Here is a 24,700-nt window from a genome sequence, read left to right on the forward strand (position 1 = left end):
GCCGGGAATCCTTTAGGAGCATGTCGACCCTGGGAGATTTTGATGCCTTCAGATACAGAAAGTACTGGCAAGCTCGTTTATAAACGTGTCCTGCTCAAACTGTCGGGCGAGGCCCTCATGGGGCCCACCGAATTTGGCATTCATATGCCCACCTGCCTTCAATTCGCAGAAGAAATTGCAACGGCCCTTCGAGACACCGGTGTAGAGCTTTGCCTTGTCATTGGCGGCGGAAACATCTTCCGCGGACTGGCAGGTGCAGCAAACGGTATGGAGCGCTCGCAAGCCGACTCCATGGGCATGCTCGCCACAGTCATGAATGCCCTGGCCATGCAAAGTGCCCTGGAGCAGGTTGGCGTGCCAACCCGGGTCCAGTCTGCGATCCCCATGGACACCGTCTGCGAGCCTTATATTCGCCGCCGTGCGATCAGGCACATGGAGAAGAAGCGCGTCGTGATTTTTGCGGCCGGCACAGGTAATCCGTACTTCACGACAGATACAGGCGCGGCGCTGCGCGCAGCCGAAATGAGCTGCGACGCCATGTTCAAGGGCACTCAAGTCGATGGTGTGTATTCAGCCGATCCGAAAAAGGATGCCGATGCAGAACGCTATGACCATCTGGCCTATCAGGATGTGCTTGCGAGAGACCTTCGCGTAATGGATGCTTCAGCCGTCAGCCTTATGCGTGACACAAACATTCCTATCGTTGTGTTTTCCCTTCACAAGAAAGGTTCATTGCAGGATGTCCTGCTTGGGTTGGGAACATCGACGGTCATTTCTTAATGTGCGAGAACACAAGTCATGAGTATTGATAAAAAAGACCTTGAGCGCCGGATGGATGGCGCGATTACAGCGCTTCAGTCAGACCTTGCCGGTTTGAGAACGGGGCGGGCATCCCCTAATTTGTTGGACACTGTTATGGTGCCGGCGTACGGCTCCGACATGCCTCTTAGCCAGGTAGGGTCGGTGTCAGTGCTCGATGCGCGAACGGTCTCAGTCAATATCTGGGACAAATCGATTGTCGGTGCTGCTGACAAGGCGATCCGGGATTCCGGGCTCGGGCTTAATCCGGTCACTGATGGTACGAACCTTCGAATTCCGATTCCCGTGCTCAATGAAGAACGTCGCCATGAGTTGACCAAAATTGCGGGCAAATACGCCGAACAAGCACGTGTTGCGGTTCGCAATGTACGCCGCGATGGCATGGACCAGCTCAAAAAAGCTGAGAAAGACGGCGAAATTGGCGAAGATCAGTCGCGCGGCCTTTCGGATGACGTGCAAAAACTGACCGATCGTCACATTGCTCGCATCGATGAAATCGTGAAGGCCAAAGAAGCGGAGATCATGCAGGTTTGACGGCACAACCCGCACTTTTTGGCCGACCAGAGACATCCGGTACAGATGTCATGCCGCGTCATATCGGCATTATAATGGACGGAAATGGCCGCTGGGCGTCCCGAAACGGACTGCCGAGATCGGTTGGCCATGAGCGGGGCGTGGAGGCATTACGCCGGACAGTTCGGGCAGGGCAGAAGATGGGGCTCGAATACCTCACCGTCTATTCCTTCTCGACAGAGAACTGGCGTCGTCCGGTGTCCGAAGTGACGGCATTGTTTGGCCTGCTGCGAACGTTTATCAAGCAAGACCTCAAGCGCCTGAACTCTGAAGGTGTCAAGATTGACGTTTTTGGAACGCGCAACGGGCTTCCAGACGATATTTCAAAATTGCTGGATCTTGCTGTAAGTGAGACGTCGTCCAACGATAAGTTCCGACTCGGCATTGCCTTTAATTATGGCGGCCGCGAGGAAATCGTGCGTGCTGCGGCTCTGATTGCTCAGAAGGTTCAGGCCGGCGAGATTACGGTTGAGCAAATCGACGAACAAACATTTTCGGATGCGCTTGATACCCGGACTTATCCTGACCCGGATCTGATTATCCGTACCGGTGAAGAGCGCCGGCTAAGCAACTTCCTCGTCTGGCAATCAGCCTATTCAGAATTGTATTTCACCGAAGTGCTATGGCCCGAGTTTGGTGAAGAACAGCTTCGCGATGCATTGCTGGCGTTTACAACGCGTGAGCGTCGTTTCGGCGGACTGAAATCCGGGGCAGCCTGATATGGTTGCCTCCTCGCCTGGCAGTCACAAATCAAGAGAACTGGCCCTGCGGCTCGTATCCGCGGCCGTCCTAATTCCATTCGCACTCTTTGTTGTTGCCTTCGGAGGGGTGCTACTAGCCGTTTCGTGTGCAATTTTTGCGGCAATTATGGCGTATGAGTGGGCGCGTATGACGGCCTCGCCAATTATGCCGGTTATGACGGCTCTGGCCGCGGTGCCGGTCATTGTCAGTCTGTTTCTGACCTGGCAATTGGTGCTTGTGAGCCTTCTGGTTTGCGCTGCAATCGTGGTGCTCGTTCACCCATCAAAGATGAATGACCGCGTCGTCAGCGCCTTCGGTGTTTTCTACACGGCAGGATTGCCCCTCTCATTGATGTTGCTCCGGTCCGGTGACTGGAATGGGCAAGCCGCAGCACTGATTGTCATGGGGACTGTCTGGGCATCCGACTCAGGTGCTTACTTTGCTGGTCGCGGATTTGGTGGACCACCTCTTTCGCCCAAGGACTCGCCTTCAAAAACATGGAGCGGCGCAATCGGAGCGCTCATATGTAGCGGATTGTGCGGACTGATCGCTGCTGGCTTGCTGGATGCGTCCCGTCTGCCGTGGCTGCTAGGCGGTGTTCTGATTTCGGTCGCCTCTCAATGGGGCGATCTGTTTGAGTCGTCGTTGAAGCGAAAGTTCGGCGTGAAGGATACGAGTGGCATTGTTCCAGGCCATGGGGGCGTAATGGACAGGGTGGACGGGTTTGGCATGGCTTGTGCGTTCGCTGTCGTGGTTCTTTCTATTTCGATGGGACTTACTGCGCTACTCGGTCTGGATACGCCTGCATGACCCTTAAACTGACAATTACCGGCTCAACGGGATCCGTCGGTCAATCCGCGCTCGCCGTCGTCGAGGGCGCCAATATTGCTGGACAAGAGCCGGCATTCGAAATCGAAGCCCTGACTGCGAACACAAATGTTTCTCGCCTTGCGAGCCAGGCTATTACTTCAAAAGCACGTCTGGCGGTTATTGGCGATGAGTCTCTATATGAAGAACTTAAAACCGCATTGGCTGGCTCAAATGTCGAGGCCGCCGCAGGTGATAAGGCGATTATTGAAGCATGTGAGAAACCTGTCGACCGTGTATTGGCGGCGATTGTTGGTATTGCAGGGCTCAGATCGACCCATGCCGCGCTCGTGGCGGGAAACTCAGTTGCGCTCGCCAATAAGGAAAGCATGGTGTGCGCCGGGCAGCTCCTGAAGGATGCAGCGGCAACAAGCGGTGCGTCCATTGTGCCAACAGATTCAGAGCATAATGCGATGTTCCAGGTCATGGAACGCAGATCAGATATTGAGTCGCTGATCCTGACCGCATCGGGCGGACCGTTTCTCGACACAGACCTCAGCACGCTGAAGACGGTCACACCTGAACAAGCCTGCGCCCATCCTCAATGGCAGATGGGTCGAAAGATCTCTGTCGATAGTGCCACGTTCATGAACAAGGCGCTCGAGCTTATCGAGGCTGCATTTTTGTTTGATATGCCGGAAGAGCAGATCGAGGTCGTCGTACACCCGCAATCAATCATTCATTCGCTGGTTAGCTACATCGATGGGTCGGTGCTGGCCCAACTTGGTTCGCCAGACATGCAAACGCCAATTGCGCACGCCCTGTCATGGCCGGGGCCGCGTGTCCGCACAACTGTGCGACGGCTGAATCTCATTGAAATTGGGCAGCTGGATTTCAGGGCCGTTGACCATGATCGATTCCCTGCGATCAATTTGGCACGCCGAGCGGTGCGTGACGGCGCAGCAGCACCCGTCGTCATGAACGCCGCGAATGAAGTCGCGGTTGATGCGTTCTTGTCCGGCCGCTGTCGCTTCACGGACATCAATCGGATTGTTGAAAACGCGCTCCAACAGAATTTCTCGGTTCAGACCACCCCCAGCGGCGCGCTTGATATAGATGACATTATTGCACTGGATGAGATGTCTCGAACCAAATGCGGTGAGCTGATAGGACAGGGCCTATCGCAGTTGCAGGGCAGAGCGTCATGATGTCATTTCTGAGCCAAGGGCCGATTTTCATTGTTTGCCTCGTCTTCCTGCTAGGCGTGGTCGTTGTGATTCACGAATACGGTCACTATCTGGCCGGCAGATTTTTCGGTGCTGGCGTTGAATCGTTTTCGGTAGGCTTTGGAAAGCCCATTTTTGAGACAACAGATAAGCGCGGCACGCGCTGGCGCCTGAACTGGATCCCTCTGGGCGGCTTTGTAAAGTTTGTAGGGGAAAGTCAGCTACCAGGAGACGTCGGCAAGGTTGAATCCGGTCCCGTCGGTAAGGTCTTTAATGATATAAGCGTTGGCGGACGCACAATCATTGCGGCCGCTGGCCCGGCGGCAAATTTCCTGTTGGCGGCCCTCATCTTTGCGCTGTTCTTTTTTTTCAACGGCACGTACGAGACGCGCGTCGGAGTCGTAAATGTAGTGGGTGACGGCGCAGCTCATGAAGCTGGAGTTGAGCCCGGTGACATATTTGTGAGCATGGACGGCAAGGCCATAAATGGTATTGGCACGCTGCAGACGATTGTCTCCATGTCGAGCAATTCAGAGCTTGAAACAATCGTTGAGCGAGATGGGCGTGAGCTGACGCTGGATCTTACGCCCCGCCGCGAGCTACGAAGAAATCCCGTTGGTCAGATGCAGCAGCAAGGAACGATCGGCGTCGAGCTCACCCCGATTCGCGACTCGGCTCGGCAAGTTCATTACAATCCAATCGAGGCTATTGCGAAGGGTGGCCTGCAGACTTGGGAAACCCTGACCATGACGACCGATATGATCGGCAGAATGGTAACGGGAAAGGAAGCCCTCAGCTCTCTGAGCGGACCTGTGGCGATTGGAGATGTAAGTCGCCGGATCGTCAATCAGACCATGGAAAACGACCAAATACCGCTGATCGTGAGGCTGGAATCGCTGTTCTGGAGCATGATGACCATTTGCGCGGCGGTTTCTGTAGGAATTGGTTTCTTTAATTTACTTCCATTTCCTGTTCTTGATGGTGGCCACATCGTTTTCAATTGTTATGAAGCTATAGCTGGCAAGCCCATGCCAGCGCGTGTGCAAGAGGGCGCCTTGATGGCCGGTATGGTTTTGTTGCTCGGGATGTTCGTTTTCATCACCTGGGGCGACGTACTGGAAACAGGGCTGTTCAACGGCGCACGAGGCTGATAGCCGATCCTCGAGGTTAATGAGAGTGTACAACATGCGATCAGTGTTCGCCGCGTCCTTCATGAGTGTTGCCGCCACGGTTGGTATAACTGGCCTGTCAGGAGCGTTGCTGGAAGCAAATGCACAGAACGTCGACCAGGATGAGGTCATTCGGTCAATTCTCGTTGAAGGCAACCAGCGCATTGAGGATCGCACGATCCAATCTTACCTTTTGGTGGAGCCAGGCGACAGATTTGACTCAGAGCGCATTGATCTTTCGCTCAAAACGCTGTTTGCGACTGGCCTGTTTGCGGATGCTTCTTTTGATAAAGCGGGCCCGGACCTGATCGTTCGCGTCGTTGAGAACCCGGTGATTAACCGCGTGATCTTTGAAGGCAATCGCGCAATCGACGATGACAAGATGCGCGAAGAAATTCAGGTGGCGCCGCGCGGCATTTTCACGGCAGCACGGGTGCAGGCTGACGTCCAACGTATTCTTGAGCTCTATCGTCAAGCAGGTCGCTTTGCGGTCAGCGTGGAGCCGCAGTACAAGCCGCTCGAGCAGAACCGGGTCGACCTTGTTTTCGTCATCAGCGAAGGCCCTGTAACAGGCGTTCGCGCGATCAATTTCATCGGCAACGAAGAATATTCTGACCGTCGCCTTCGCAGTGAAATTGTGACCCGGCAGTCGCGTTGGTGGCGCTTCTTTAGCTCGAATGACAATTACGATCCGGGCCGCTTGGAATATGACCGTGAATTGCTGCGTCAATTCTATCAGAATAACGGCTACTATGATTTCCGCGTTGTCTCTGCTGTGGCTGACCTGACGCCTGATCAGGAAGACTTCTACATCACGTACACAGTGGACGAGGGCGATCAGTATAATTTCGGCAACGTCCAGGTTTCAACTGAGCTCGACAAGCTCAACGCGGATGCTCTGCGCGGCGTGCTTTCCATCCAGGAAGGTGATCTGTTTCGGGGCAACCGGATCGAAAACGCGATCGATACACTGACTTATGCGGCAGGTGTTGCGGGTTATGCTTTTGTCGACATTACGCCTGATCTGAAACCGAACCCTGAAACGAACACGGTCGACGTGACGTTCGCGATTGATGAAGGTCCCCGCGTCTATGTCGAGCGCATCAATATTATTGGCAATACACGCACACTGGACCGAGTAATTCGCCGCGAGCTTCGCGTATCTGAGGGCGACGCATTCAATCGGGTTCTTCTTGACCGTTCGCGCAACCGTGTCCGCGCGCTCGGATACTTCAAAGACGTTGAGATTACCGAGACCCAAGGCTCACGCCCTGATCGTACGATTGTTGATGTCTCAGTCGAAGAGCAGCCTACAGGTGAGCTTTCCTTTGCCGCGGGCTACTCATCGGTCGATGCGTTTCTTTTTGATGTTAGTATTTCGGAGCGAAATTTGCGTGGACGCGGTCAGTCCGTTGTTGCCCGCGTCTCAGCCTCGCAACGCCAGCAGTATGTCGATCTGCGCTTCCGGGAACCACGGTTTCTTGACCGCAATCTTGCAGCAGGCATCGACATCTTTTCGTCCCGGTCCGACTTCTCGAATATTCGTGATGGTGCCTTCACTTCGGACACGGTCGGCGCAGGTGTGAACCTTGGCTTTCCGCTGACAGAGAACACAAATCTGGGTCTGCGGTACCGCCTGCAATCTGACGAGCTGGACCTTAATTACGGTGAGGTCGTAATTGACGACAATGGTGACCGGGTAACGAAGACGGTTACTAATGACAACGGCACGCCCGACGACCCTAGCGATGATACGACTTCGACTTTTTTCGCCGTGCCCTCAGATCTCCCATTGGCCGATGTACCGAGTGCCAAGGCCGTGGACTTCTGTTCGCCAGCATTCAATGATCGCCCATTTGCGACCTGTCGCAATGAGCGTGCTGAAATCTCGTCCATCCTCGGATACACGTTTAACTGGGACCGCCGCAACGATCCCATCACGCCAACAGCCGGCTTTGACTTCTCCCTTAGCCAGGACGTTGCCGGGCTTGGCGGCGATGTTCAGTATCTTCGCACAGAGGTTTCTGGTGCGACCTATAAAGGCATCTTCAAGGACGTTCGTGCCAGCTTGCGCCTGTCAGGCGGTTATATTGTTCCGTTTGGCGATGACGACGGCATCAGGATTAACAACCGCTTTTTCCGTGGTGGTAGCTCATTCCGTGGTTTTGATGTTGCCGGTCTCGGCCCGCGTCGTATCCAGCGCGAAGTGGATACTGACGGCAATACGGTACGGGTCAGAAAGCTCGAAGCCCTCGGCGGTACGGCCTACTATCAGGGCACATTCGAACTCGCATTTCCAAACTACCTGCCCGAGGAATACGGTATCGACACTGCGTTCTTCGTAGAAGCAGGTTCGGTCGGATTGCTGGACGACGTTGATATTGAGCCAGCACAAGTTATTGCGACGACATCCGACACGACGACAATCGAATTGTCCAAATATAGCATGGCTCTGCGTGCGTCTGCAGGGCTCTCGGTGGGCTGGGATTCACCGTTCGGACCGATCCGGTTCGATTTCTCTCAAATCTTGAGCAAGGAAGAGTACGACCGTACGGAGACGTTCCGGTTTAGTACCTCCACTCGATTCTAGTCAGTTCTCAGGAGGAACTCATGAAACTTTTGAAAGCAGCGCTCGCGTCTTTCGCGATGCTTTTTTCAGGTCTGTCCATTGCAGCGCCAATCGCGGCAGCACAGGGCACCAGCATCGTGGTCATCGATCAGGCGAAGATCATGCGCGATAGCGCCGGTGGCAAAGATATCGTCAGCAAAGTCAATGCGATTGAAAAAACCATGCAGGCCGAGTTGCAGCCTACTGCCGATAGCCTGACCACTGAAGGCAACGCGCTCGAGGCGAAGACCGCCAATATGACGATGGACGCCATGAGGGCGGATGCTGCGCTTCGGGCGGAAGTGGAGGCCTATGCCAAGAAAGCTCAGGACTTTAATCGTCAACGACAGGTTGCCGCTGCAGAACTTCAAGCAACTGAGCGTAAGGCCTGGGGCGATTTTTTCACAGCTCTTCAGCCAGTGCTGCAAGAAGTCGTCACTGAAGAGGGTGCAGACCTGATGTTGGATCGTGCTGACGTCGTCTATTCTGGGCCTTCGATTGATGTCACCAACAGTGTCATCACCAAAATGAACGCAAAGATGCCCACGGTTTCTGTCGTGCGCCAGAAGATGCCTGCTCAACAGCAGCAATAGTTTTCGGTCATGGCGGTTGATTCGAGATTCTACGAGAAGACGGGCCCGGTTCGCATTGCCGATTTAGCAGCCACTACAGGCGCGACTTTTTCTGGTGATGGCGAGGTTCGGATTTCCGATGTCGGTGCGGCAGAGCATGCCAAGTCGAATGAAGTCTGTTACTTTGAGGGAAAAGCTCCGCCGACGGAAGGCCAGGTCAGTGCTGAAGCCGGGGCCTGCTTTGTCACCGCCGCCCATGCAGACAAGTTGCCGGCCGGCACAATAGCGCTGATAAGCCGTACGCCGCGGTCTGCCCATGGCAAAGCCGCGGAAATGCTGTTTCGTCTACGCAATTGGACGGATGAGGCGTCAGCCGAAAACCCGACCAACATTCACCCAACGGCTGTGATTGCTCCATCTGCGGTAATTGGCCAAGGCGCCGCTATTGGTGATCGTTCTGTCATTGCCCCCAACACTGTGATTGGCCCCGGCGTGCAGATAGGCCGTGATTGCATCATTGGACCGAACGCTTCGGTTCAATGCTCACTTATTGGCAACCGCGTGAAAATCTATGCCGGTGCACGAATAGGTGAAGCGGGATTCGGGGTGGCTGCTGGACCGGAAGGAGCTGAAGACGCTCCACAGTTTGGAAGAGTGATCCTGCAAGATGGCGTCACTATTGGCGCCAACACTTGTATTGACCGAGGCGCCTTCGACGACACGATTATCGGTGAGAATTCCAAGATCGATAATCTTTGTCAGATCGCGCATAACGTCGTCTGCGGCCGTAATGTCTTGATTGCATCGTTTGCAGGGATTTCCGGCTCAGTTGAGATTGGCGACGGTGTCATGTTTGGTGGTCGCGTCGGTATTGCGGACCACGTCAAGATCAATGAAGGCGCACAGATTGCTGCAGCGTCAGGCGTGTTTCGCGAAATACCCGCTGGTGAAACCTGGGGCGGTGTGCCGGCGAAACCTTTGAGACAGTGGATGCGCGAAATTGCGTGGCTACAGAAACATAGCTCTGGCGGAAAGCGGAAAACGTGAGTGCAAATATACACCCAACCGCCATCGTTGAATCCGGCGCATCGCTTGGTGAAAACGTCACCATCGGCGCGTTTGCGATCGTCGGCGAGGAAGTCGTGCTGGGCGATGGATGTGTTATCCACCCGCGAGCAACCGTCATTGGCCGAACGAAACTCGGTAAAGATGTTGAAGTCTATCCGAATTCCGTTGTTGGCGGGGCGCCGCAAATCTTAGGGTTCGAAGACGATGGTACGTCGCGGACAGTCGTCGGTGACAGATCCATTATTCGAGAACACACGACGATCCACGCTGGGTCGCCGGCTCACGGGGGGCTAACCGAACTTGGTGACGACTGTCTTCTTATGGTCGGGTCCCATATCGCGCATGATTGTCATTTTGGAAGCAAATGCGTGCTTGCCAATAATGTGCAGGTTGGAGGCCATGTGACCGTCGCCGACCAGGTATGGATGGGTGGTCAGGCCGCCATTCATCAGTTCTGCAGAATAGGACCTCACGCATTTGTTGGCGGTGGTGCAATTGTCGTTGCAGACGTCATTCCATACGGCTCTGTTATTGGGAACCATGCCCATCTGGCCGGGCTGAATATCATCGGGATGAAGCGCCGTGGTTTCACTCGGAAATCCATTCATGACCTCCGCGCAGCCTATCGCATGTTGTTCGCAAAAGAAGGCACTTTCAGTGAACGTGTTGTCGACGCAGAGCAGACGTATGGCGATTGCAAGGAAGTTATGGAGATCATTGCTTTCATTCAGTCGTCGAAAACCCGCTCACTTTGCTTGCCTGAATAGAGGGCCGCGAATGCCCACTTTGGGAATCATAGCAGGCCTCGGACACCTGCCTGTAAGCGTCGCTGAAGCCGCTGAAACAGACGGCAAGACTGTCCACATAATCCGTATCGCCGGATTTGAAGAGCCCGCGCTTGAGCGATTCAAGTGCGAAACCATGGGTATTGGACAGCTCGGTCGTCAGATCAAACGACTGAAGAAGCTGGGCTGTGATGAGGTCGTGTTCGCGGGCATCGTAAAGCGGCCGGAGTTTTCAAAGATAAAGCTCGACCTTCACGGTGCACGCGTATTGCCGAAGGTGCTCAAAGCCGCTCGCCAGGGCGACGACGCGCTTTTGCGTGTGATCATCAATGAATACGAGCAAGCCGGACTGAACGTCATTGCAGCCGAAGAAGCCGCCGCCGGTTTACGAGCCACAGAGGGTTTGATCTTCGGCTCGGAACCGGACGAGACTGCAATGCGAGACCTTCGCAAAGCCGCCACTATAGCTGCAGAGATCGGCAAGCTGGATATAGGGCAGGGCTGTGTCGTATGCGACGGCCTCGTGGCGGCCGTAGAAGCGCAGGAAGGGACGGACAGCATGTTGGAGCGTGTTGCCTCACTCGATGTCGCTGTTCGTGGCTCTATCAACCATAAAAGAGGCGTTCTGGTGAAACGCCCCAAGCCTATCCAGGAGCGACGGATTGATCTGCCCACAATTGGACCGGGCACGCTCGAGCGCGTCGCCGAAGCAGGCTTGGCCGGCATTGGCGTTGAAGCCGGAGGCGCGTTGCTTCTCAACAAAGGAAAGCTGGGTGATCTCTGTGATCGTTACGGGATCTTTGTATTTGGCTTTCCTTCCAACTGGGAGTGAGTATGGCTGAACGCATATTCTTTGTGGCGGCCGAATCCTCCGGTGACTTGCTGGCATCCGAGATTATCCGCGAGATTCGTCACTTGCAGCCCGAGTGCGAGATGGCGGGGATTGGCGCGGACAATATGGCAGCCGAGGGCGTTGTTTCACCTATCGACATATCGGACCTATCTGTCGTCGGCTTTGTTGAAGGCCTAAAGATCTACAAGCGAGTTGTTGAGCTAGCAGACGCGGCAGCGGATGAGATCGTCGCCTGGGGGGCTGACACAGTTGCCCTGGTGGATTCTTGGGGCTTCACGCTTCGTGTTGCCCAACGCGTGCGCGAGCGGATGCCAGAGATCCGTCTCGTAAAAGTTGTTGGCCCTCAAGTCTGGGCCACCCGTCCAGGACGAGCAGAAACCCTCGCCAAAGTCGTTGATCATCTGGTGTGTATACACGCCATGGAGGTCGACTTTTACACACCGTTCGACTTACCTGTGACCGTGATGGGCAATCCGGCATTGTCGCGCGGTCATGCCGGTGACGCTCTCAAAGGCCGGGAGATTCTTGGTGTAAAACCGGATGAGCAAATTTTGCTCGTTTTGCCGGGAAGCCGACGAAGCGAAATAGATAAGGTTGCGCCGACACTGCTTGCCGCAGCGCAAGAGGTCTATAACTCACGACCGAATACCCGAGTTATCGTTCAGCCGTCTTCCAACATTCGTCCGTATTTCATTGAAAACAATAAGAGTATCGAGAGCTGGGCGACGTTAGCCCCGGTTTCCGGCGATCGTTATGATGTGATGGCGGCAGCTGATTATGCTCTGGCCTGTTCTGGAACCGTGACGAGCGAGCTCGCAATGCAGAACGTCCCGTTCCTTGTAGGCTATCACATGGGATGGGTGACCTGGGCCATCGCTCGGATGTTTCTCTTCAAGCCCGACCATATAACGCTTCTGAATATCGCTGCGGACGACACAGAGATCGTGCCGGAGTTTGTGCAAACGAAGTTCAACGCAACTGAGATGGCCAAAACCGCAATAAATATGCTTGCATCCGAGACTGCTCGTAGAAGCCAGGTGCTCGCCCAAAGAAAAGCCCTCTCCAGGATGGGAGAGGGCCAGACCAATTCCGCAAGAATCGCGGCAGAGGTTCTTCTAGATCGTACCTAGTCGCGCTCTGAAACCGGTTTGAAGTCACGCATGGCTTCACCTGTATAGATTTGCCGTGGACGTCCAATCCGCTGGGTCGGGTCTTCAATCATCTCATTAAGCTGTGAGACCCAGCCGACCGTGCGAGCGAGTGCAAACAAGACCGTGAACATCTCGGTCGGGAAGCCCATCGCATCCAGGATGATGCCGGAATAGAAGTCGACATTAGGATAGAGCTTTTTCTCGATGAAATAATCGTCTTCCAGAGCAATCTTCTCAAGCTCCATCGCGACCTTCAGAACAGGGGTGTCGCGAACGCCGAGCTCATCAAGCACCTCATGCGCCGTTTCCTGCATGACTTTCGCGCGCGGATCATAGTTTTTGTAAACACGGTGACCGAAGCCCATAAGCCGGAAAGGGTCATCCTTGTCTTTGGCCCGCGCGATAAATTCAGGGATCCGATCAACCGATCCGATCTCATGGAGCATGTTGAGGCAGGCTTCATTGGCCCCGCCATGGCTTGGCCCCCAAAGACATGCCACGCCAGCCGCGACTGCCGCGTAAGGATGGGCGCCTGACGAACCGGCGAGCCGAACCGTTGACGTCGATGCATTCTGCTCGTGATCGGCGTGCAGAATGAAAAAGCGATCCATAGCTTTGGAAAGAGTGGAACTGATCTTGTAGTCTTCGGCCGGGACCGAGAAGCACATGCGCAGGAAGTTTTCTGCGTATGACAGATCGTTGCGCGGGTTCACGAAGGGCTGGCCAATCGAATACTTGTAGATCCGTGCAGCCAGTGTGGGCATCTTGGCAATCAGGCGGATCGATGCAAGCCGGCGCTCTTCTGGATCAGCGCTATCCATGGAGCTTGGATAAAATGCCGACAGCGCGCCAACGGCGCCGGTGAGCATCGCCATTGGGTGGCTGTCTCTGCGGAAGCCGTCAAAGAAACGATCCATTTGCGTGTGCAGCATAGTGTGCTGCGTAATCTCCCGGGCGAAGGTCTTGAACTCCGCGCCTGTTGGAAGTTTGCCATTCAAAAGCAGGTAGCAGACTTCGAGGTAACCGGACTGTTTTGCAAGTTGGTCAATCGGATAGCCGCGATGAAGGAGGATACCTTCCTCGCCATCAATGAACGTGATCTTTGATTCGCAGCTGGCTGTGGAAGTGAAGCCTGGATCAAGAGTGAAAACACCTGCTTGAGCATAGAGTTTTTTCACGTCAACGACGTTCGGCCCATGGGTCCCGCTTAGAACAGGCAGGTCATATGATGTGCCATCAATCTCGATTTTAGCGGTGCCAGCAGGTTTAGTACTATTGATCATTTCAGCCTCTCAAACGGGTCGGGTCTTATTCGCCCTGCATTTCTGCACGAGCGAGATGAAAATCAATGCGCGTTAAAGTCTCGTCCCGGCCAAGCCACTCCATGACAGGAGCCAGATCTGGCGCAGGCAGTCCGCCTGTCAGTGCGGCGCGAACGGGCGGGCCGACTTGTCCAAACGATAATTCGTTCGAGGAACAGTAAGACTCTAAAGCATGTTGCAATGCGGTATCGCGCCATTCAGGAACAATGGCAATGATTTCTCGCAATTCAGCCAACGTTGAAATCTTGTCGCCGGAAAGAGATTTGCGCGCCTTCTTGTTCAGATTGTCGGCATTTGACGTCCACAAAAAGCGGAAAGCCTCAGCAAGCTCGGGCAGTGTCTGTCCTCGATCTTTCATGGTCGGAAGTGCCAGAGCGATCTTCTTGTAGATATCGTCTGATAGGTCATGCCCGGCGGCTTCTACCAACCAGGGACGCAACAGATTCAATAATCTTTCGGGGTCGCAGGCTCGAATGAAATGGGCATTCACATCATTCAGTTTCGCGAGGTCCAGCCGAGCAGGCGACTTGTTGATCGCGTCGAGCGAAAAAACTTCCGCCGCTTCGTCCAGCGTGAATATCTCTCGGTCTCCATGGCTCCAGCCAAGCCTCAAGAGATAAGCGTTCAGAGCTTCGGGCAGATAGCCCATGTCGCGATATGCGGTGGTGCTGAGGGCTCCATGCCGTTTTGAAAGCTTGGCCCCATCATCGCCATGGATCATTGGAACGTGGGAAAAAGAAGGAACAGGCCACCCCATACCTTGATAGATTGGGATCTGGCGGAAGGTGTTCCGCAAATGGTCGTCGCCCCGAATGACGTGAGTGACGCCCATATCGTGATCGTCGACCACCACTGCGAGCATGTAGGTGGGGGAGCCGTCAGCTCGCAGCAGTACAAGATCATCAATCTCATTAGCCGCAACTTTTACGGTGCCCTGAACCTGGTCCTGCAACACGATGTCTGTCTGATCGGGCGCACGAAGGCGCACGGTGAATGGCGCGTCTGGCGACGGTGGTGTGCCGCCGTCGCGGTAAGGCGAACGGAAGGGGGCTAGAAGCTCTTCGGCCTCTTTGAAGCGGGCTGACTTCTCGCTCTCACTCAAGCCTTCCTGCTTCGCAGACGCCCTTGCGGCCTCACCGCGTTCGCGCCTGTGCTGCAGCTCTTCCGAGGTTACATAGCAGCGAAAGGCGGCTCCCTTTTCGATCAGCTCCATCGCGCAGGCAACATGACGATCCGACTGCCTGCTTTGGAACACAGGTTCCTGATCGGGCTTCAGACCAAGCCAGTCCATCCCATCAAGAATCGCGTCGACCGCGGCCTGCGTGGAGCGGGCCTTGTCGGTATCCTCGATACGGAGAAGAAACTGACCGTGGTTGCGGCGCGCAAACAAGTAGTTGAAAAGAGCGGTGCGGGCTCCACCGATGTGGAGCATTCCGGTTGGGGAGGGGGCAAATCGCGTTATCGTCGTCATCAGTCTGACAAATCATCCAGTTTGTTCGAATTGCAAGCGTCTGCGGGCCATGAACACGCTTGCAAAGGTTCAGGCAAGAGCCCTGCTGAATTCGAGCCAATTGATGCGCCAAGAGATGCAGTTTCAGAGCTGATCCTGCAGGGGCCGCTCTATTTTGCACTTGGTATGTGCGTCGGCGCAATCGCGTACTTTTCACTTCCGTTTGAACCCGGCCTGCTGACATTGATCGCGTTAAGTCTATGCTTGTTTTGCGGTTCGCTGATCGCCCTCAGATACGTTGCTATTGTAGCGCTTCGGATCCTCCTGTTTTTAGCACTTGGGTGCGCCGTCGGAGGTATGTCGGCGAAGATACATACAGCTATTCGTCCGGCACCGACGCTTAGCGAAGCGCTGGGCCCCACAATTATTGAAGGGTGGGTCACATCGGTGGAGCAGGGGGCGAACGGCGTTCGTCTTAGATTGCGCGTTCACGCGATTGGCGGGCGATCAACCGCAAACTTGCCCGATACCGTCCGCCTGACCCACACCCTGTCGCTCAATGTCGCACCAGGACGATTTGTCAGATGCTGGGCAGTTTTGCGGCCTCCACCCCAACCGTCATTGCCAGGCGATTACAATTTCAGCCGACAGGCATTTTTTGAAGGGCTTTCCGGCGTTGGGTATGTTCAGGGAAGATGTCGCGGTGGCACGCTTGGCGAGCCAGCTAGCGCGCGCGGCAGTATCGCACTGGCGATCTCACGCGCGCGGCGCCAACTGGCAGAACATGTCCGACAATTGTCCGGCGAAAGAGCAGGGGGCTTTGCAGCGGCGCTTTCTTCGGGCGACCGGAGCTTCATGAGGGCCGAAGACGTAGAAGCGCTTCGCCGTTCGGGCCTCGCGCACCTTCTCGCAATATCTGGACTTCACCTGGGCATAGTTGGCGGACTGGTTTTCTTTTCGGTGAGGAGGGGCCTCGCCTTGTGGGAATGGCTAGCTCTGAGGATCGCTGTGCAGAAGCCGGCCGCAATCGTCGCCTTGGTCGCTCTGACCATATATATGGTGCTCTCTGGGGCGAGTATTTCGACCCAGCGCGCCTATGTAATGGCTGCGGTCTTTTTCGGCGCAATCATACTCGACCGATCGCCGCTGAGTTTCAGATCATTCGCTGTGGCGATGATCGCGATTCTCATCTTGCAGCCTTACAGCGTCATGACGCCGGGTTTTCAGATGTCGTTCGCTGCAACTGGGGCGCTCATCGCCGTTTACACCGCGTGGCGCCGGTACAGCGCATCTTCAGCAAGCTTGCCGAGAAAATCTGGTTTCAGCTTTATGATGAAGTCGCTCGTGCTGACCTCGATTGTTGGTGCTGCCGCCACAGCGCCTTTTGCGCTTTACCATTTCAATCGCGTTGCACCTGCAGGCGTCGTTGCCAATCTCGCGGCTATGCCAATCGTAACATTCATCAGCGCCCCAGCTGCCGGACTGGCACTTGTTACGGCTCCGTTCGGATTGGATGGCGTCTTTCTGCGCGTATTTGGATGGTCGCTGGAACGCGTCTTGATGATTGCGCACTGGACTGCGGGTCAGGGAAAAGATGGTTTCCAGCTGGACCAACGCATGCCCGGTTCAGTGCTGATCGTCATGAGCGCTGCAATGGTCACTATATGCCTGTGCAGATCAGCGAAAACGGCGCTTCTCACGAGCGTATCGGCTGTTGTTCTATGCTTATTGTGTTGGATCGCCAGCCCAAAGCTTGTGCTGCACTGGTCGGCATCGGGTGACATCTATGTTCGTGAGACCAATCAGCCAATCCGGCGCTATCAGTTCACCAGGGGCGATGCCCTGTCTCCGCTGTCATTCAGCGATATGGAACCGGCAGCAGATTGCAGCGCATCTTCATGTTCGTTCCAGACTGCATCCGGGAAGATCGCGGTTATGACCGGAAGTTGGAACGCAAACGGGTGCCCAGAAGCTGTCTCGTATATACTGCAGACACAGCCTGAGGATCACCTATGCAGCGATGCCAAAGCGCACCTCCTCAGTTGGGATGCCGTTGAAGCTTCAAAGGGCGTAACCGTGCGATCAGCCCTTATAGGCGAAGACATCATAAGCTCGCCCACATGCGGCATCCGCCCTTGGGCACCATGCCTTCACGACTAGCATCAACGTCTTAATCGTAACGCCGCACCAGAGCGACAAGACGACCCTGAACACGAACGCGGTCCGGTCCGAAAATGCGTGTCTCATAAGCAGGGTTGGCGGCCTCGAGCGCGATGGAAGCGCCCTTTTTGCGAAGTCGCTTCAAGGTAGCCTCTTCATCATCGATGAGCGCGACCACGATATCACCGGTATGAGCCTCATCAGTTCTCTTGAGAATGACAAGATCTCCGTCATGAATGCCCGCATCGATCATTGAGTCGCCTTTGACCTCGAGCGCAAAGTGCTCATCACCTTCAGGCAATCCATGAGGCGCATTGATACGCGACGTCTCATGCTGAATAGCCTCAATCGGAACGCCCGCAGCAATTCGTCCCAGGACTGGAATGGACTTGCTAGAGAAATGTGGCATGGCGCCAACATTGCCAACGACGCTCGGCCTGAAGACCTGTCGTCCTCTAGGGGGCGCAGCGGGAGTGGCGGAGTCGGGGAGCTTCAGAACCTCAAGAGCCCGCGCGCGGTTCGCCAGACGCTTAATGAAACCGCGCTCTTCCAGCGCAGTAATAAGCCTGTGGATGCCGGACTTCGACGCGAGATTCAAAGCTTCCTTCATCTCATCGAAAGATGGTGACACACCATCCTTTTTGATACGTTCGTGAATGAAGAGAAGAAGCTCTCTCTGTTTGCTTGTAAGCACGTCGTGTCCTCCGACTATACCGATTACGTTCACATGTGTTCTACATGCGTTCTCGTTTCGGGTCAATCGTGCTTCGCGTTGCTCAAGGTCTCGCAGGCCGCCTGACGGTCATCAGACTTCATCAGACTTTCGCCGATCAGAAAACGTCTCGCGCCAGTTTTTCTGAGACGAGCAATATGCTCAGGACTGGAAATACCGCTCTCCGATATAAGCATCTTGCCTTCTGCTAGATGGGGGGCGAGCTTTTCTGTTGTCGACAGGTCAGTGACCATTCGTTTCAGATCGCGGTTATTGATGCCCACGAGTTTGCCCGGCAAATTATTCGCTCTGTCGAGTTCTGCGCGATCATGCACCTCGATAATTGCGTCCATCCCCAGCTCTTCGGAAAGGTTTATGAGGCTTTTCGCCTGGCTGTCGTCCAGCACAGAGAGAATGACGAGTATTGCATCGGCACCGTAAGCTCTGGCCTCGGCCACCTGAATCTCATCAACCATGAATTCCTTGCGGAGGATGGGTAGCTTCACGGCGTTCCGGATCTGAACAAGATCATCCAAAGATCCGCCGAAACTTGGCAAATCTGTCAGAACCGAAAGGCAAGCGGCACCGCCCGCTTCATAATCGCGCGCGATTTCGACCGGGTTGGCGCCGGGCATGATCTCGCCGGCAGACGGCGACTTTCTCTTCAGTTCGCAGATCAGCGCGTTCCGGCCATTGTCAGCGACTTTTTGCAAGGCATTAGAAAACCCCCTTGGTTCAGGAGTGTCGCGTGCCTGTGAGAGTAGGGCGGTCAGTGAGCTACGCTTCTTCAACTCCGCCACTTCGTCTCTCTTGTAGTCGATAATTTTGTCCAGCGCCGTTTTCATTCGTTTGCCAATCCGCGGCTTGTCGCAACCAGTTTGGAGAGCGTATTCAGTGCCCGTCCGCTATCAATCGCTTCGGCGGCCAGAGATGCACCAGCTTCAAGACTGTCTGCCTTGTCCATTATCATCAGTCCTGCGGCCGCATTCAGAAGCACCACGTCGCGAAAGGGCCCAGACCGCCCCTCAAGCAACTCGCGAATTGCCGCTGAGTTCTGCTCAGGTGAGCCGCCTTCAAGCGCCGAAAGCGGACTAGTGTCGAGACCGGCATCTGCAGGGGTCACGGCAAATTTGCGAAGCGACCCTTGCGCCACTTCCATGACTTGCGACTCACCTGCGATGGACAGCTCATCGATCCCATCTACGCCATGGACGACCCAGGCTTTTTCAACGCCGAGCTTTAAAAGCGTCTCGGCCACCGGCTCGATCCACCTCGACTCGTACACGCCAAGAATATGGTGCGTTGCATTGGCTGGGTTTGAGAGCGGCCCTAACAAATTGAAGATGGTTCGAATCCCGAGGCTTGCCCGCACGGCCGCGACATGCCGCATCGCAGAATGATGGCTAGGCGCGTAGAGAAATCCGACCCCAACCTGGTCGATACACTCACTGAAGATTTCAGGCGTAACATCCAGCTCAACACCAAGGGCTTCCAGGACGTCAGCCGACCCGGTCTTTGGCGGCACCGAACGATTGCCATGCTTGGCGACACGCCCGCCCGCAGCGGCAATGACGATTGCGCTCGCGGTGGACGTATTGAGCGATGTCCATGGAAGACCGCCAGTGCCGCACGTATCCAGAAGAGGGCCGTCCACGTGAACCTGTCGCGCATGCTTGCGCATGGTATGTGCGCCAGCACTAAGCTCCGTCGATGTTTCGCCACGAACAGCCAGCCCCATCAAAAATGCGCCCACTTGTTCAGGCGCGGCCTTACCGTCCAGCAGGGTGTCGAAAGCAGCTTCTAGCGTGCTTTCTGACAATTCCTCTTTCCGGGCAAGCGCCTTTATGGACGCGGCAAGGGCTGTGTCAGTCATCGTCATTAAATCCGGTCGGGGCCAAAAGTCAGGCCAGCGATAGCCAGCTTGTCTGCAGGACGCAATTGCATGGATGTTTCATCCAGCCAGAAATGCCTTGATTTCCGAGAGAATGCCGCGGTCCTGAGCAAGCTCACGGTGATCGAGATCTTCGACCTCCAGCAGTTCGGAATGGGGAAGCGTTGTAGCCAAGCGTTTTATGCTGTCGATCGGGCAGTCTTCATCGTTTTGAGACCCTATCAGCAGGATGCGTCCTCTGAAATCATTCAGGCACTCACCAATGTCCAGAGCCTGCAATTCGAAACCGTGTATTTGTCGGTACTTTTCCTGCGCACGCTGGATGATCTGTTCATCGACACCCTTTCGGCGCTGGCGAGCCTCCCAGCCTCGTCCGTTGCCGGGCAAAGGCGGCGCGATCAGAACGATGGCCGGTACATCTGCACCTTCGGCAATTGCGTTGGCCGTCGCCGAGCACCCGAAGGAGTGGGCAATGATTGCGTTCAACTGCGCTTCACTGTCCATGACGGCTTTGACAGATGCGCCAGCCGACTTCCACGTGCAGTCCTCATCCTTCGAGGCGCCATGACCTGGCAGATCCATCAGCAGGACGGCGTCTCCACGTTGCAGGTAGTCCATCGCAAAGGGCCGCCAGACGCGGTGAGTATCATCCCAGCCATGAACGAATAGTGTCGCGACACCGTCTCCGGCGCGCCAGACGGGTGCGCTTGTCTCATCAAAATCCACATCGAAGCGTGTCTGCGGTGGCAGAAGGTTTTGACCAGGCCCTGCCGTCGCGCTGATGGGACGCATCGTCTCCAGGAGTGCTTCAGCCTGTTGATCTAGATCGTTCATCTGCCTGCTTAGCTAGCGAGTAAGTTTCAAAAAGTTCTCGATGAGCTCGTGCCCGTACTCAGTCTTGATAGATTCTGGATGAAACTGAACGCCGTACACCGGCCGCGAAAGGTGGTGTACCGCCATGATCTCACCGTCTGGCGTCCACGCATCGGCTTCCAACGCAGCGGGAAGACGATCAGACGGAATGGCGAGCGAATGGTAGCGAACAACGTCGAACTGTCTTGGCAGACCTTCAAAAAGGCCTGTTTGCCGAGTCTCAATTGTTGAGATCTTGCCGTGGAGAATTTGCTGAGCCTGGGTGACCGGCTCTCCAAATGCATCTCCAATGGCTTGATGGCCGAGACATACGCCGAGTATCGGCAGGGACTCCGGAGCCGCCTTTATCAGATCAACGCAGATGCCAGCTTCACGCGGCGTGCAGGGGCCAGGAGACAAAACGATGCTCTCTGGTTGGAGCGCCAGGACGTCGTCAACAGACATCTCGTCATTGCGAATCACCCGTGTGCGACCGCCGGCCTGTTCGATGTAATGAACCAGGTTCCAGGTAAAACTGTCATAGTTGTCGATGACGGCAATCATTGATCGAACTCGTAAATTGCAGACATTTCCGCGGCGCGTCTAAGCGCGCCAGCCTTGTGAACAGTCTCATCGAATTCGTATTGGGGCGAGCTATCGAGAACGACGCCGCCACCCGCCTGGATATGTATCTGTCCATCTTTCAGGACAGCTGTCCGCAAAGCGATACACGTGTCCATGTCGCCATCCCAGCCAAAATACCCAACGGCCCCGCCATATATTCCACGGCGGGAAATTTCCAGCTCGTCGATAATCTGCATGGCGCGGATTTTTGGGGCGCCTGAAACTGTGCCTGCCGGCAACCCTGCTAGCAGCGCGTCGACACAATCCAGCCCGTCCCGCAAATCACCCTCAACGTGGCTAACGATGTGCATGACATGGCTATAACGCTCGACGATGAACTGCTCTGAGACTTCAACGCTGCCATATTTGGCGACCCGGCCAACATCATTGCGACCGAGATCAAGAAGCATCAGGTGTTCTGAGCATTCCTTCTCGTCCGCAAGGAGGTCGGCTGCGCGACGTGCATCCTCAACAGGGTCACCGGACCGAGGCCGCGTGCCGGCGATAGGACGGATCGCAACCCGGCCTTCACGAAGTCTGACAAGAATTTCGGGGCTCGACCCGACAAGCCGGACGTCGCCGAGATTCATATGGAACATGAATGCGGACGGATTGAGCCGGCGCAGAGCGCGATAGAAACTTATCGACTGGCGGCCGAAGGGGGCCGAGAAGCGCTGGCTCGGCACTATCTGAAACGTATCGCCTGCACGGGCGTACTCTACAGCTGCCTCAACCATCTCAAAGTATCGAGCCTTGGATGTGTTCGATGTAAAATCCATCGAAGCAGGCTCACCATCGCGAGGCGAGATCGGTGAGGCGCGTCGCAGGTTTTGCTCGACCCGATCCAGCCGCGCATTCGCCGCGTCTTCTCCGCCTGGCTCATGGCGCCCAACAAGAAGAAGCTCCTGGTACAGGTGATCGAAAATGATCATGACGCCAGGAATAACGAGAAGCGTTTCAGGGACTTTCAGGTCGTCTGGCGCGTTGATCTGAACAGGCTCGACATATTGGATCATGTCATAGCCGACATATCCGAAAGCGCCGGATGCCATTGGAGGCAATCCGGCTTCATCGGTTGTCGCGCGAGCCATCGAGACAAACTGGCGAAGCGCAGAAATAGGGTCGGCCTCAACAGTTTCAGAAGATGCGAACCCCGCATCAGTGGCTATCTCGCATTTCCCCTCAAGGATCCTGAACCACTTGATCGGCTCTACACCGACGAAGGAGTACCGACCGAGCCGTTCGCCCCCATGAATGGATTCAAACAGGAACGAGCCGGGCTCTTCGGGGTCGAGCTTGAGCATCGCCGAGACAGGAGTCTCGATGTCACCGATCCGCCGACGCACAATCAATCTGTCGCGGGTCATGTGTCGGGATTCACGCGAGCCTTGTAGGACGAGAAGGCGCCGTCATTGACCTTGAGCTTAACGTCGCTCTGTATCTCAGCGACAAACGCCTCCAGCAAGTCATTCGTTAGCTGGCTTTCGATCTCCGTTGACGCAGCAGAGCTAGCCGCTTGCAATGCATCACCGGCAGGTTTTTCGATACTGGTCAGTTGGACCACAGCAACGGCTTGTCCAGTTTGAAGCGGCGCCAGATAGATGTCCCCGACCTCTTTGAGAGAAAACACGCCCGCGGCGAGGGCAGGGGGAATTTGGCTATTCGGTCCAGGTACGCGCGTGAAGGCCTGATCAAATTCAACCACATTTGCGTCATAGGTTTCGGCGGCATCTTCAAGGGTCAGCGCCCCACTGGCGATGTCATGCTGGATCGACTGAGCAGTCGTGTTGAGCGCTTCTGAATCTCTTTGAGCCTCAAGCGCCAGACGCAGGTCGTCCCGTATATCCTCCAGATCAGGCGTGAATGGTTCCACGATCGAGTCCACGCGTAGAATATAGGCGGTCTCATCTTGTCCGAAACGCGAGGTCTTGCCGCCTTCGGTCAACTCAAAAGCTCGCATGAGAATGTCTGGGTCGGCCTGCAGCGCAGCAATGCGAACGCCATTCTGGGTCGTCCCTGAGCGGTCGACGGGGGCAAAGCTGAGCACCGGGGTCCCCATTTCCGCACCAATTGATTCCAGGCTGGCGCCAGTCCCGATCAGATTGTCGAGCTGCGACAGCGAGTCATAATAGAGACCAATCGCCTGTTCCCGAGAGAGCTCATCAACAATCTCTTCGCGAACCGCATCGAAAGGTTCGACTTCACCAGGCGTAATCGATTCCAGGCGAGCGACAGTGAACAGGCGTCCTGTCTCGAACGGACCGAAAATGCCGCCAGGTTGCGCGGTTGGCCCAAACACTCTCTCGGCAAGCTGACGATTATTCATGCTGGTCATTTGTCCGGTGCGGTCCGCAGAGTTCAGCAATCCAGGAATGACCGACGGCGCCGCGCCACCCGCAATACGTCCCAGAGCTGAGCGGGCCTCTTCTTCGGATTCGAACACAAACTCTGTCCAGGACCGCGTATCAGGGCCGGCATACTGGCTGGACTTCACTGCGTCGTAATAGCTTCGAAGTTCATCCTCGCTGAATTCAGACTGGTTGAGGAAGTCCTCGACCTTCAGATTCAATATGCTAACGCGACGTCTTTGTGGATTGGTTAGCGCGTCCTTGCGTTCATCATAGAACGCCGTGAGCTCGTCATCACTGATTGGCTCAGCTTCTGGCAGCGCGTCCCGCTCAAGAAAGAACCATTGAGCCTTGCGCGTCTCACCGGAATAAGATGCTTGCAGGGAACTGACCACTTCCGGGGTCTGGAGACCCGCAGAAATTGTGCCGGTCAGGCGGTTGATCGTCAGGTCCCGCTTCAGGAATTTCTCGAATGAGGCAGGTGTGAAGCCACTTTGATTGAGCAGGCCGCGATACAGATTCGGGTCAAAAGCACCAGTGTCCGATTCAAATGCAGGGTCCTCGCGAATGACGTCTAGAACTTCAGCGTCTGTGGCTCCGGCGCCAAGCTTGGATGCGTAGGCAACCAGGGTCGTGCGGAACAGCTCTCGCTGATAGACTTGATCGACCAGTCCGCGCTCGACAGCTTGTGCCTTGCTCAATGAGCGGCCGCGATCATCGGTTGCGGTTCGCAGTTGTCGTTCCACCTCGCGGTCCAGATCGGATTCTGAGAACTCGGTGTTACCAGCTTGCGCGAGATTGCCGCCCAAACCGCCCGAAAATACATCGGTAACGCCCCACGCCGCCATTGCGACGATAAGCAAAACAAACAGCAATCCCGCCAATTTCGAGCGGAGCATGTTTCGGATCATTGTCAGCATGTGCGGATTGCCTCGCAGTTTGCCTTGTAAGCTGGTCATGTGCTTGCTA

Annotated in this window: 22 protein-coding genes; 13 read left to right on the top strand and 9 right to left on the bottom strand. The window is 55.4% G+C overall.

Features of this window, described 5'->3' with window-relative positions; translation table 11 throughout:
- The first annotated feature begins 42 nt into the window (after positions 1–42).
- The 12 genes from pyrH to lpxB are packed head-to-tail and all read left to right on the top strand — an operon-like array spanning position 43 to position 12,351.
- Entirely contained in the window at positions 43–780 is a 738-nt protein-coding gene (pyrH, locus tag B8783_RS05385; RefSeq protein ID WP_084418826.1) for a UMP kinase, read from the top strand.
- Between the two features lie 18 nt (positions 781–798).
- Positions 799–1,353 carry a ribosome recycling factor gene (gene frr / locus B8783_RS05390; RefSeq protein WP_084418828.1) on the top strand — a complete coding sequence of 185 codons (555 nt, stop codon included), beginning with the start codon at positions 799–801 and terminating at the stop codon, positions 1,351–1,353.
- Entirely contained in the window at positions 1,350–2,111 is a 762-nt protein-coding gene (gene uppS / locus B8783_RS05395; protein WP_233355680.1) for a polyprenyl diphosphate synthase, read from the top strand. The genes frr and uppS overlap by 4 nt, the downstream gene beginning before the upstream one ends.
- A gap of 1 nt (position 2,112) precedes the next feature.
- Positions 2,113–2,943: a phosphatidate cytidylyltransferase gene (locus tag B8783_RS05400; RefSeq protein WP_084418830.1), complete on the top strand. Its 831-nt coding sequence runs from the start codon at positions 2,113–2,115 to the stop codon at positions 2,941–2,943.
- Complete coding sequence (dxr, locus tag B8783_RS05405) at positions 2,940–4,148, top strand: 1-deoxy-D-xylulose-5-phosphate reductoisomerase (RefSeq protein WP_084418831.1); 1,209 nt, start codon at positions 2,940–2,942, stop codon at positions 4,146–4,148. The genes B8783_RS05400 and dxr overlap by 4 nt, the downstream gene beginning before the upstream one ends.
- Positions 4,145–5,317: a M50 family metallopeptidase gene (locus B8783_RS05410; RefSeq protein WP_084418833.1), complete on the top strand. Its 1,173-nt coding sequence runs from the start codon at positions 4,145–4,147 to the stop codon at positions 5,315–5,317. Before dxr ends, B8783_RS05410 begins: the two co-directional genes overlap by 4 nt.
- A gap of 34 nt (positions 5,318–5,351) precedes the next feature.
- A complete protein-coding gene (bamA, locus tag B8783_RS05415) occupies positions 5,352–7,925 on the top strand; it encodes an outer membrane protein assembly factor BamA (protein WP_084418836.1) in 2,574 nt (857 codons plus the stop codon).
- 20 nt (positions 7,926–7,945) lie between these two features.
- Complete coding sequence (locus tag B8783_RS05420) at positions 7,946–8,536, top strand: OmpH family outer membrane protein (RefSeq protein WP_084418838.1); 591 nt, start codon at positions 7,946–7,948, stop codon at positions 8,534–8,536.
- 9 nt (positions 8,537–8,545) lie between these two features.
- Positions 8,546–9,562: a UDP-3-O-(3-hydroxymyristoyl)glucosamine N-acyltransferase gene (gene lpxD / locus B8783_RS05425; protein ID WP_084418839.1), complete on the top strand. Its 1,017-nt coding sequence runs from the start codon at positions 8,546–8,548 to the stop codon at positions 9,560–9,562.
- On the top strand, positions 9,559–10,350 hold the full coding sequence (gene lpxA / locus B8783_RS05430) for an acyl-ACP--UDP-N-acetylglucosamine O-acyltransferase (RefSeq protein WP_084418841.1): 792 nt from the start codon (positions 9,559–9,561) through the stop codon (positions 10,348–10,350). Before lpxD ends, lpxA begins: the two co-directional genes overlap by 4 nt.
- Positions 10,351–10,360: 10 nt before the next feature.
- Entirely contained in the window at positions 10,361–11,200 is an 840-nt protein-coding gene (locus tag B8783_RS05435) for an LpxI family protein (RefSeq protein ID WP_084418843.1), read from the top strand.
- Positions 11,201–11,202: 2 nt separating this feature from the next.
- Positions 11,203–12,351 carry a lipid-A-disaccharide synthase gene (lpxB, locus tag B8783_RS05440; RefSeq protein ID WP_084418844.1) on the top strand — a complete coding sequence of 383 codons (1,149 nt, stop codon included), beginning with the start codon at positions 11,203–11,205 and terminating at the stop codon, positions 12,349–12,351.
- Here lpxB and gltA read toward each other — a convergent pair.
- The gene (gene gltA / locus B8783_RS05445) at positions 12,348–13,655 is read right to left on the bottom strand and encodes a citrate synthase (protein ID WP_084418846.1); all 1,308 of its coding nucleotides are present in this window, start codon (positions 13,653–13,655) and stop codon (positions 12,348–12,350) included. The genes lpxB and gltA overlap by 4 nt on opposite strands.
- A gap of 25 nt (positions 13,656–13,680) precedes the next feature.
- Positions 13,681–15,165, bottom strand: a complete 1,485-nt coding sequence (gene gltX, locus B8783_RS05450) for a glutamate--tRNA ligase (RefSeq protein WP_084418848.1) — start codon at positions 15,163–15,165, stop codon at positions 13,681–13,683.
- Between the two features lie 165 nt (positions 15,166–15,330).
- On the opposite strand from gltX, the gene B8783_RS05455 reads away from it, so the two are divergent.
- Complete coding sequence (locus tag B8783_RS05455) at positions 15,331–17,304, top strand: ComEC/Rec2 family competence protein (RefSeq protein WP_233355866.1); 1,974 nt, start codon at positions 15,331–15,333, stop codon at positions 17,302–17,304.
- 10 nt (positions 17,305–17,314) lie between these two features.
- On the opposite strand, the gene lexA is transcribed toward B8783_RS05455, so the two are convergent.
- The 7 genes from lexA to B8783_RS05490 all read right to left on the bottom strand — a co-directional run bounded on the left by lexA (position 17,315) and on the right by B8783_RS05490 (position 24,651).
- On the bottom strand, positions 17,315–17,998 hold the full coding sequence (gene lexA / locus B8783_RS05460) for a transcriptional repressor LexA (RefSeq protein ID WP_084418852.1): 684 nt from the start codon (positions 17,996–17,998) through the stop codon (positions 17,315–17,317).
- Positions 17,999–18,060: 62 nt separating this feature from the next.
- Entirely contained in the window at positions 18,061–18,861 is an 801-nt protein-coding gene (gene trpC, locus B8783_RS05465) for an indole-3-glycerol phosphate synthase TrpC (protein ID WP_084418854.1), read from the bottom strand.
- Positions 18,858–19,889: an anthranilate phosphoribosyltransferase gene (trpD, locus tag B8783_RS05470; RefSeq protein WP_084421916.1), complete on the bottom strand. Its 1,032-nt coding sequence runs from the start codon at positions 19,887–19,889 to the stop codon at positions 18,858–18,860. Before trpD ends, trpC begins: the two co-directional genes overlap by 4 nt.
- Before the next feature lie 78 nt (positions 19,890–19,967).
- Entirely contained in the window at positions 19,968–20,741 is a 774-nt protein-coding gene (locus B8783_RS05475; protein ID WP_084418856.1) for an alpha/beta fold hydrolase, read from the bottom strand.
- A 12-nt stretch (positions 20,742–20,753) separates the two neighbouring features.
- Positions 20,754–21,323 (bottom strand): anthranilate synthase component II, encoded by a 570-nt coding sequence (locus tag B8783_RS05480; RefSeq protein WP_084418858.1) that lies wholly within the window; start codon positions 21,321–21,323, stop codon positions 20,754–20,756.
- Complete coding sequence (gene trpE, locus B8783_RS05485) at positions 21,320–22,750, bottom strand: anthranilate synthase component I (RefSeq protein ID WP_084418860.1); 1,431 nt, start codon at positions 22,748–22,750, stop codon at positions 21,320–21,322. The genes B8783_RS05480 and trpE overlap by 4 nt, the downstream gene beginning before the upstream one ends.
- On the bottom strand, positions 22,747–24,651 hold the full coding sequence (locus B8783_RS05490) for a peptidylprolyl isomerase (protein WP_169711707.1): 1,905 nt from the start codon (positions 24,649–24,651) through the stop codon (positions 22,747–22,749). The genes trpE and B8783_RS05490 overlap by 4 nt, the downstream gene beginning before the upstream one ends.
- Positions 24,652–24,700 lie beyond the last annotated feature (49 nt).

The sequence above is a fragment of the Henriciella litoralis genome (assembly GCF_002088935.1).
Classification (GTDB): domain Bacteria; phylum Pseudomonadota; class Alphaproteobacteria; order Caulobacterales; family Hyphomonadaceae; genus Henriciella; species Henriciella litoralis.

What these genes read in the sequence shown, in the direction of transcription:
- pyrH (WP_084418826.1), top strand. Translation starts at nt 43, where the DNA reads ATGCCTTCAGATACAGAAAGTACTGGCAAGCTCGTTTATAAACGTGTC.
- frr (WP_084418828.1), top strand. Translation starts at nt 799, where the DNA reads ATGAGTATTGATAAAAAAGACCTTGAGCGCCGGATGGATGGCGCGATT.
- B8783_RS05400 (WP_084418830.1), top strand. Translation starts at nt 2,113, where the DNA reads ATGGTTGCCTCCTCGCCTGGCAGTCACAAATCAAGAGAACTGGCCCTG.
- dxr (WP_084418831.1), top strand. Translation starts at nt 2,940, where the DNA reads ATGACCCTTAAACTGACAATTACCGGCTCAACGGGATCCGTCGGTCAA.
- B8783_RS05410 (WP_084418833.1), top strand. Translation starts at nt 4,145, where the DNA reads ATGATGTCATTTCTGAGCCAAGGGCCGATTTTCATTGTTTGCCTCGTC.
- bamA (WP_084418836.1), top strand. Translation starts at nt 5,352, where the DNA reads ATGCGATCAGTGTTCGCCGCGTCCTTCATGAGTGTTGCCGCCACGGTT.
- B8783_RS05420 (WP_084418838.1), top strand. Translation starts at nt 7,946, where the DNA reads ATGAAACTTTTGAAAGCAGCGCTCGCGTCTTTCGCGATGCTTTTTTCA.
- lpxD (WP_084418839.1), top strand. Translation starts at nt 8,546, where the DNA reads ATGGCGGTTGATTCGAGATTCTACGAGAAGACGGGCCCGGTTCGCATT.
- B8783_RS05435 (WP_084418843.1), top strand. Translation starts at nt 10,361, where the DNA reads ATGCCCACTTTGGGAATCATAGCAGGCCTCGGACACCTGCCTGTAAGC.
- lpxB (WP_084418844.1), top strand. Translation starts at nt 11,203, where the DNA reads ATGGCTGAACGCATATTCTTTGTGGCGGCCGAATCCTCCGGTGACTTG.
- gltA (WP_084418846.1), bottom strand. Translation starts at nt 13,655, where the DNA reads ATGATCAATAGTACTAAACCTGCTGGCACCGCTAAAATCGAGATTGAT.
- gltX (WP_084418848.1), bottom strand. Translation starts at nt 15,165, where the DNA reads ATGACGACGATAACGCGATTTGCCCCCTCCCCAACCGGAATGCTCCAC.
- B8783_RS05455 (WP_233355866.1), top strand. Translation starts at nt 15,331, where the DNA reads ATGTGCGTCGGCGCAATCGCGTACTTTTCACTTCCGTTTGAACCCGGC.
- trpC (WP_084418854.1), bottom strand. Translation starts at nt 18,861, where the DNA reads ATGAAAACGGCGCTGGACAAAATTATCGACTACAAGAGAGACGAAGTG.
- trpD (WP_084421916.1), bottom strand. Translation starts at nt 19,889, where the DNA reads ATGACTGACACAGCCCTTGCCGCGTCCATAAAGGCGCTTGCCCGGAAA.
- B8783_RS05475 (WP_084418856.1), bottom strand. Translation starts at nt 20,741, where the DNA reads ATGAACGATCTAGATCAACAGGCTGAAGCACTCCTGGAGACGATGCGT.
- B8783_RS05480 (WP_084418858.1), bottom strand. Translation starts at nt 21,323, where the DNA reads ATGATTGCCGTCATCGACAACTATGACAGTTTTACCTGGAACCTGGTT.
- trpE (WP_084418860.1), bottom strand. Translation starts at nt 22,750, where the DNA reads ATGACCCGCGACAGATTGATTGTGCGTCGGCGGATCGGTGACATCGAG.
- B8783_RS05490 (WP_169711707.1), bottom strand. Translation starts at nt 24,651, where the DNA reads ATGCTGACAATGATCCGAAACATGCTCCGCTCGAAATTGGCGGGATTG.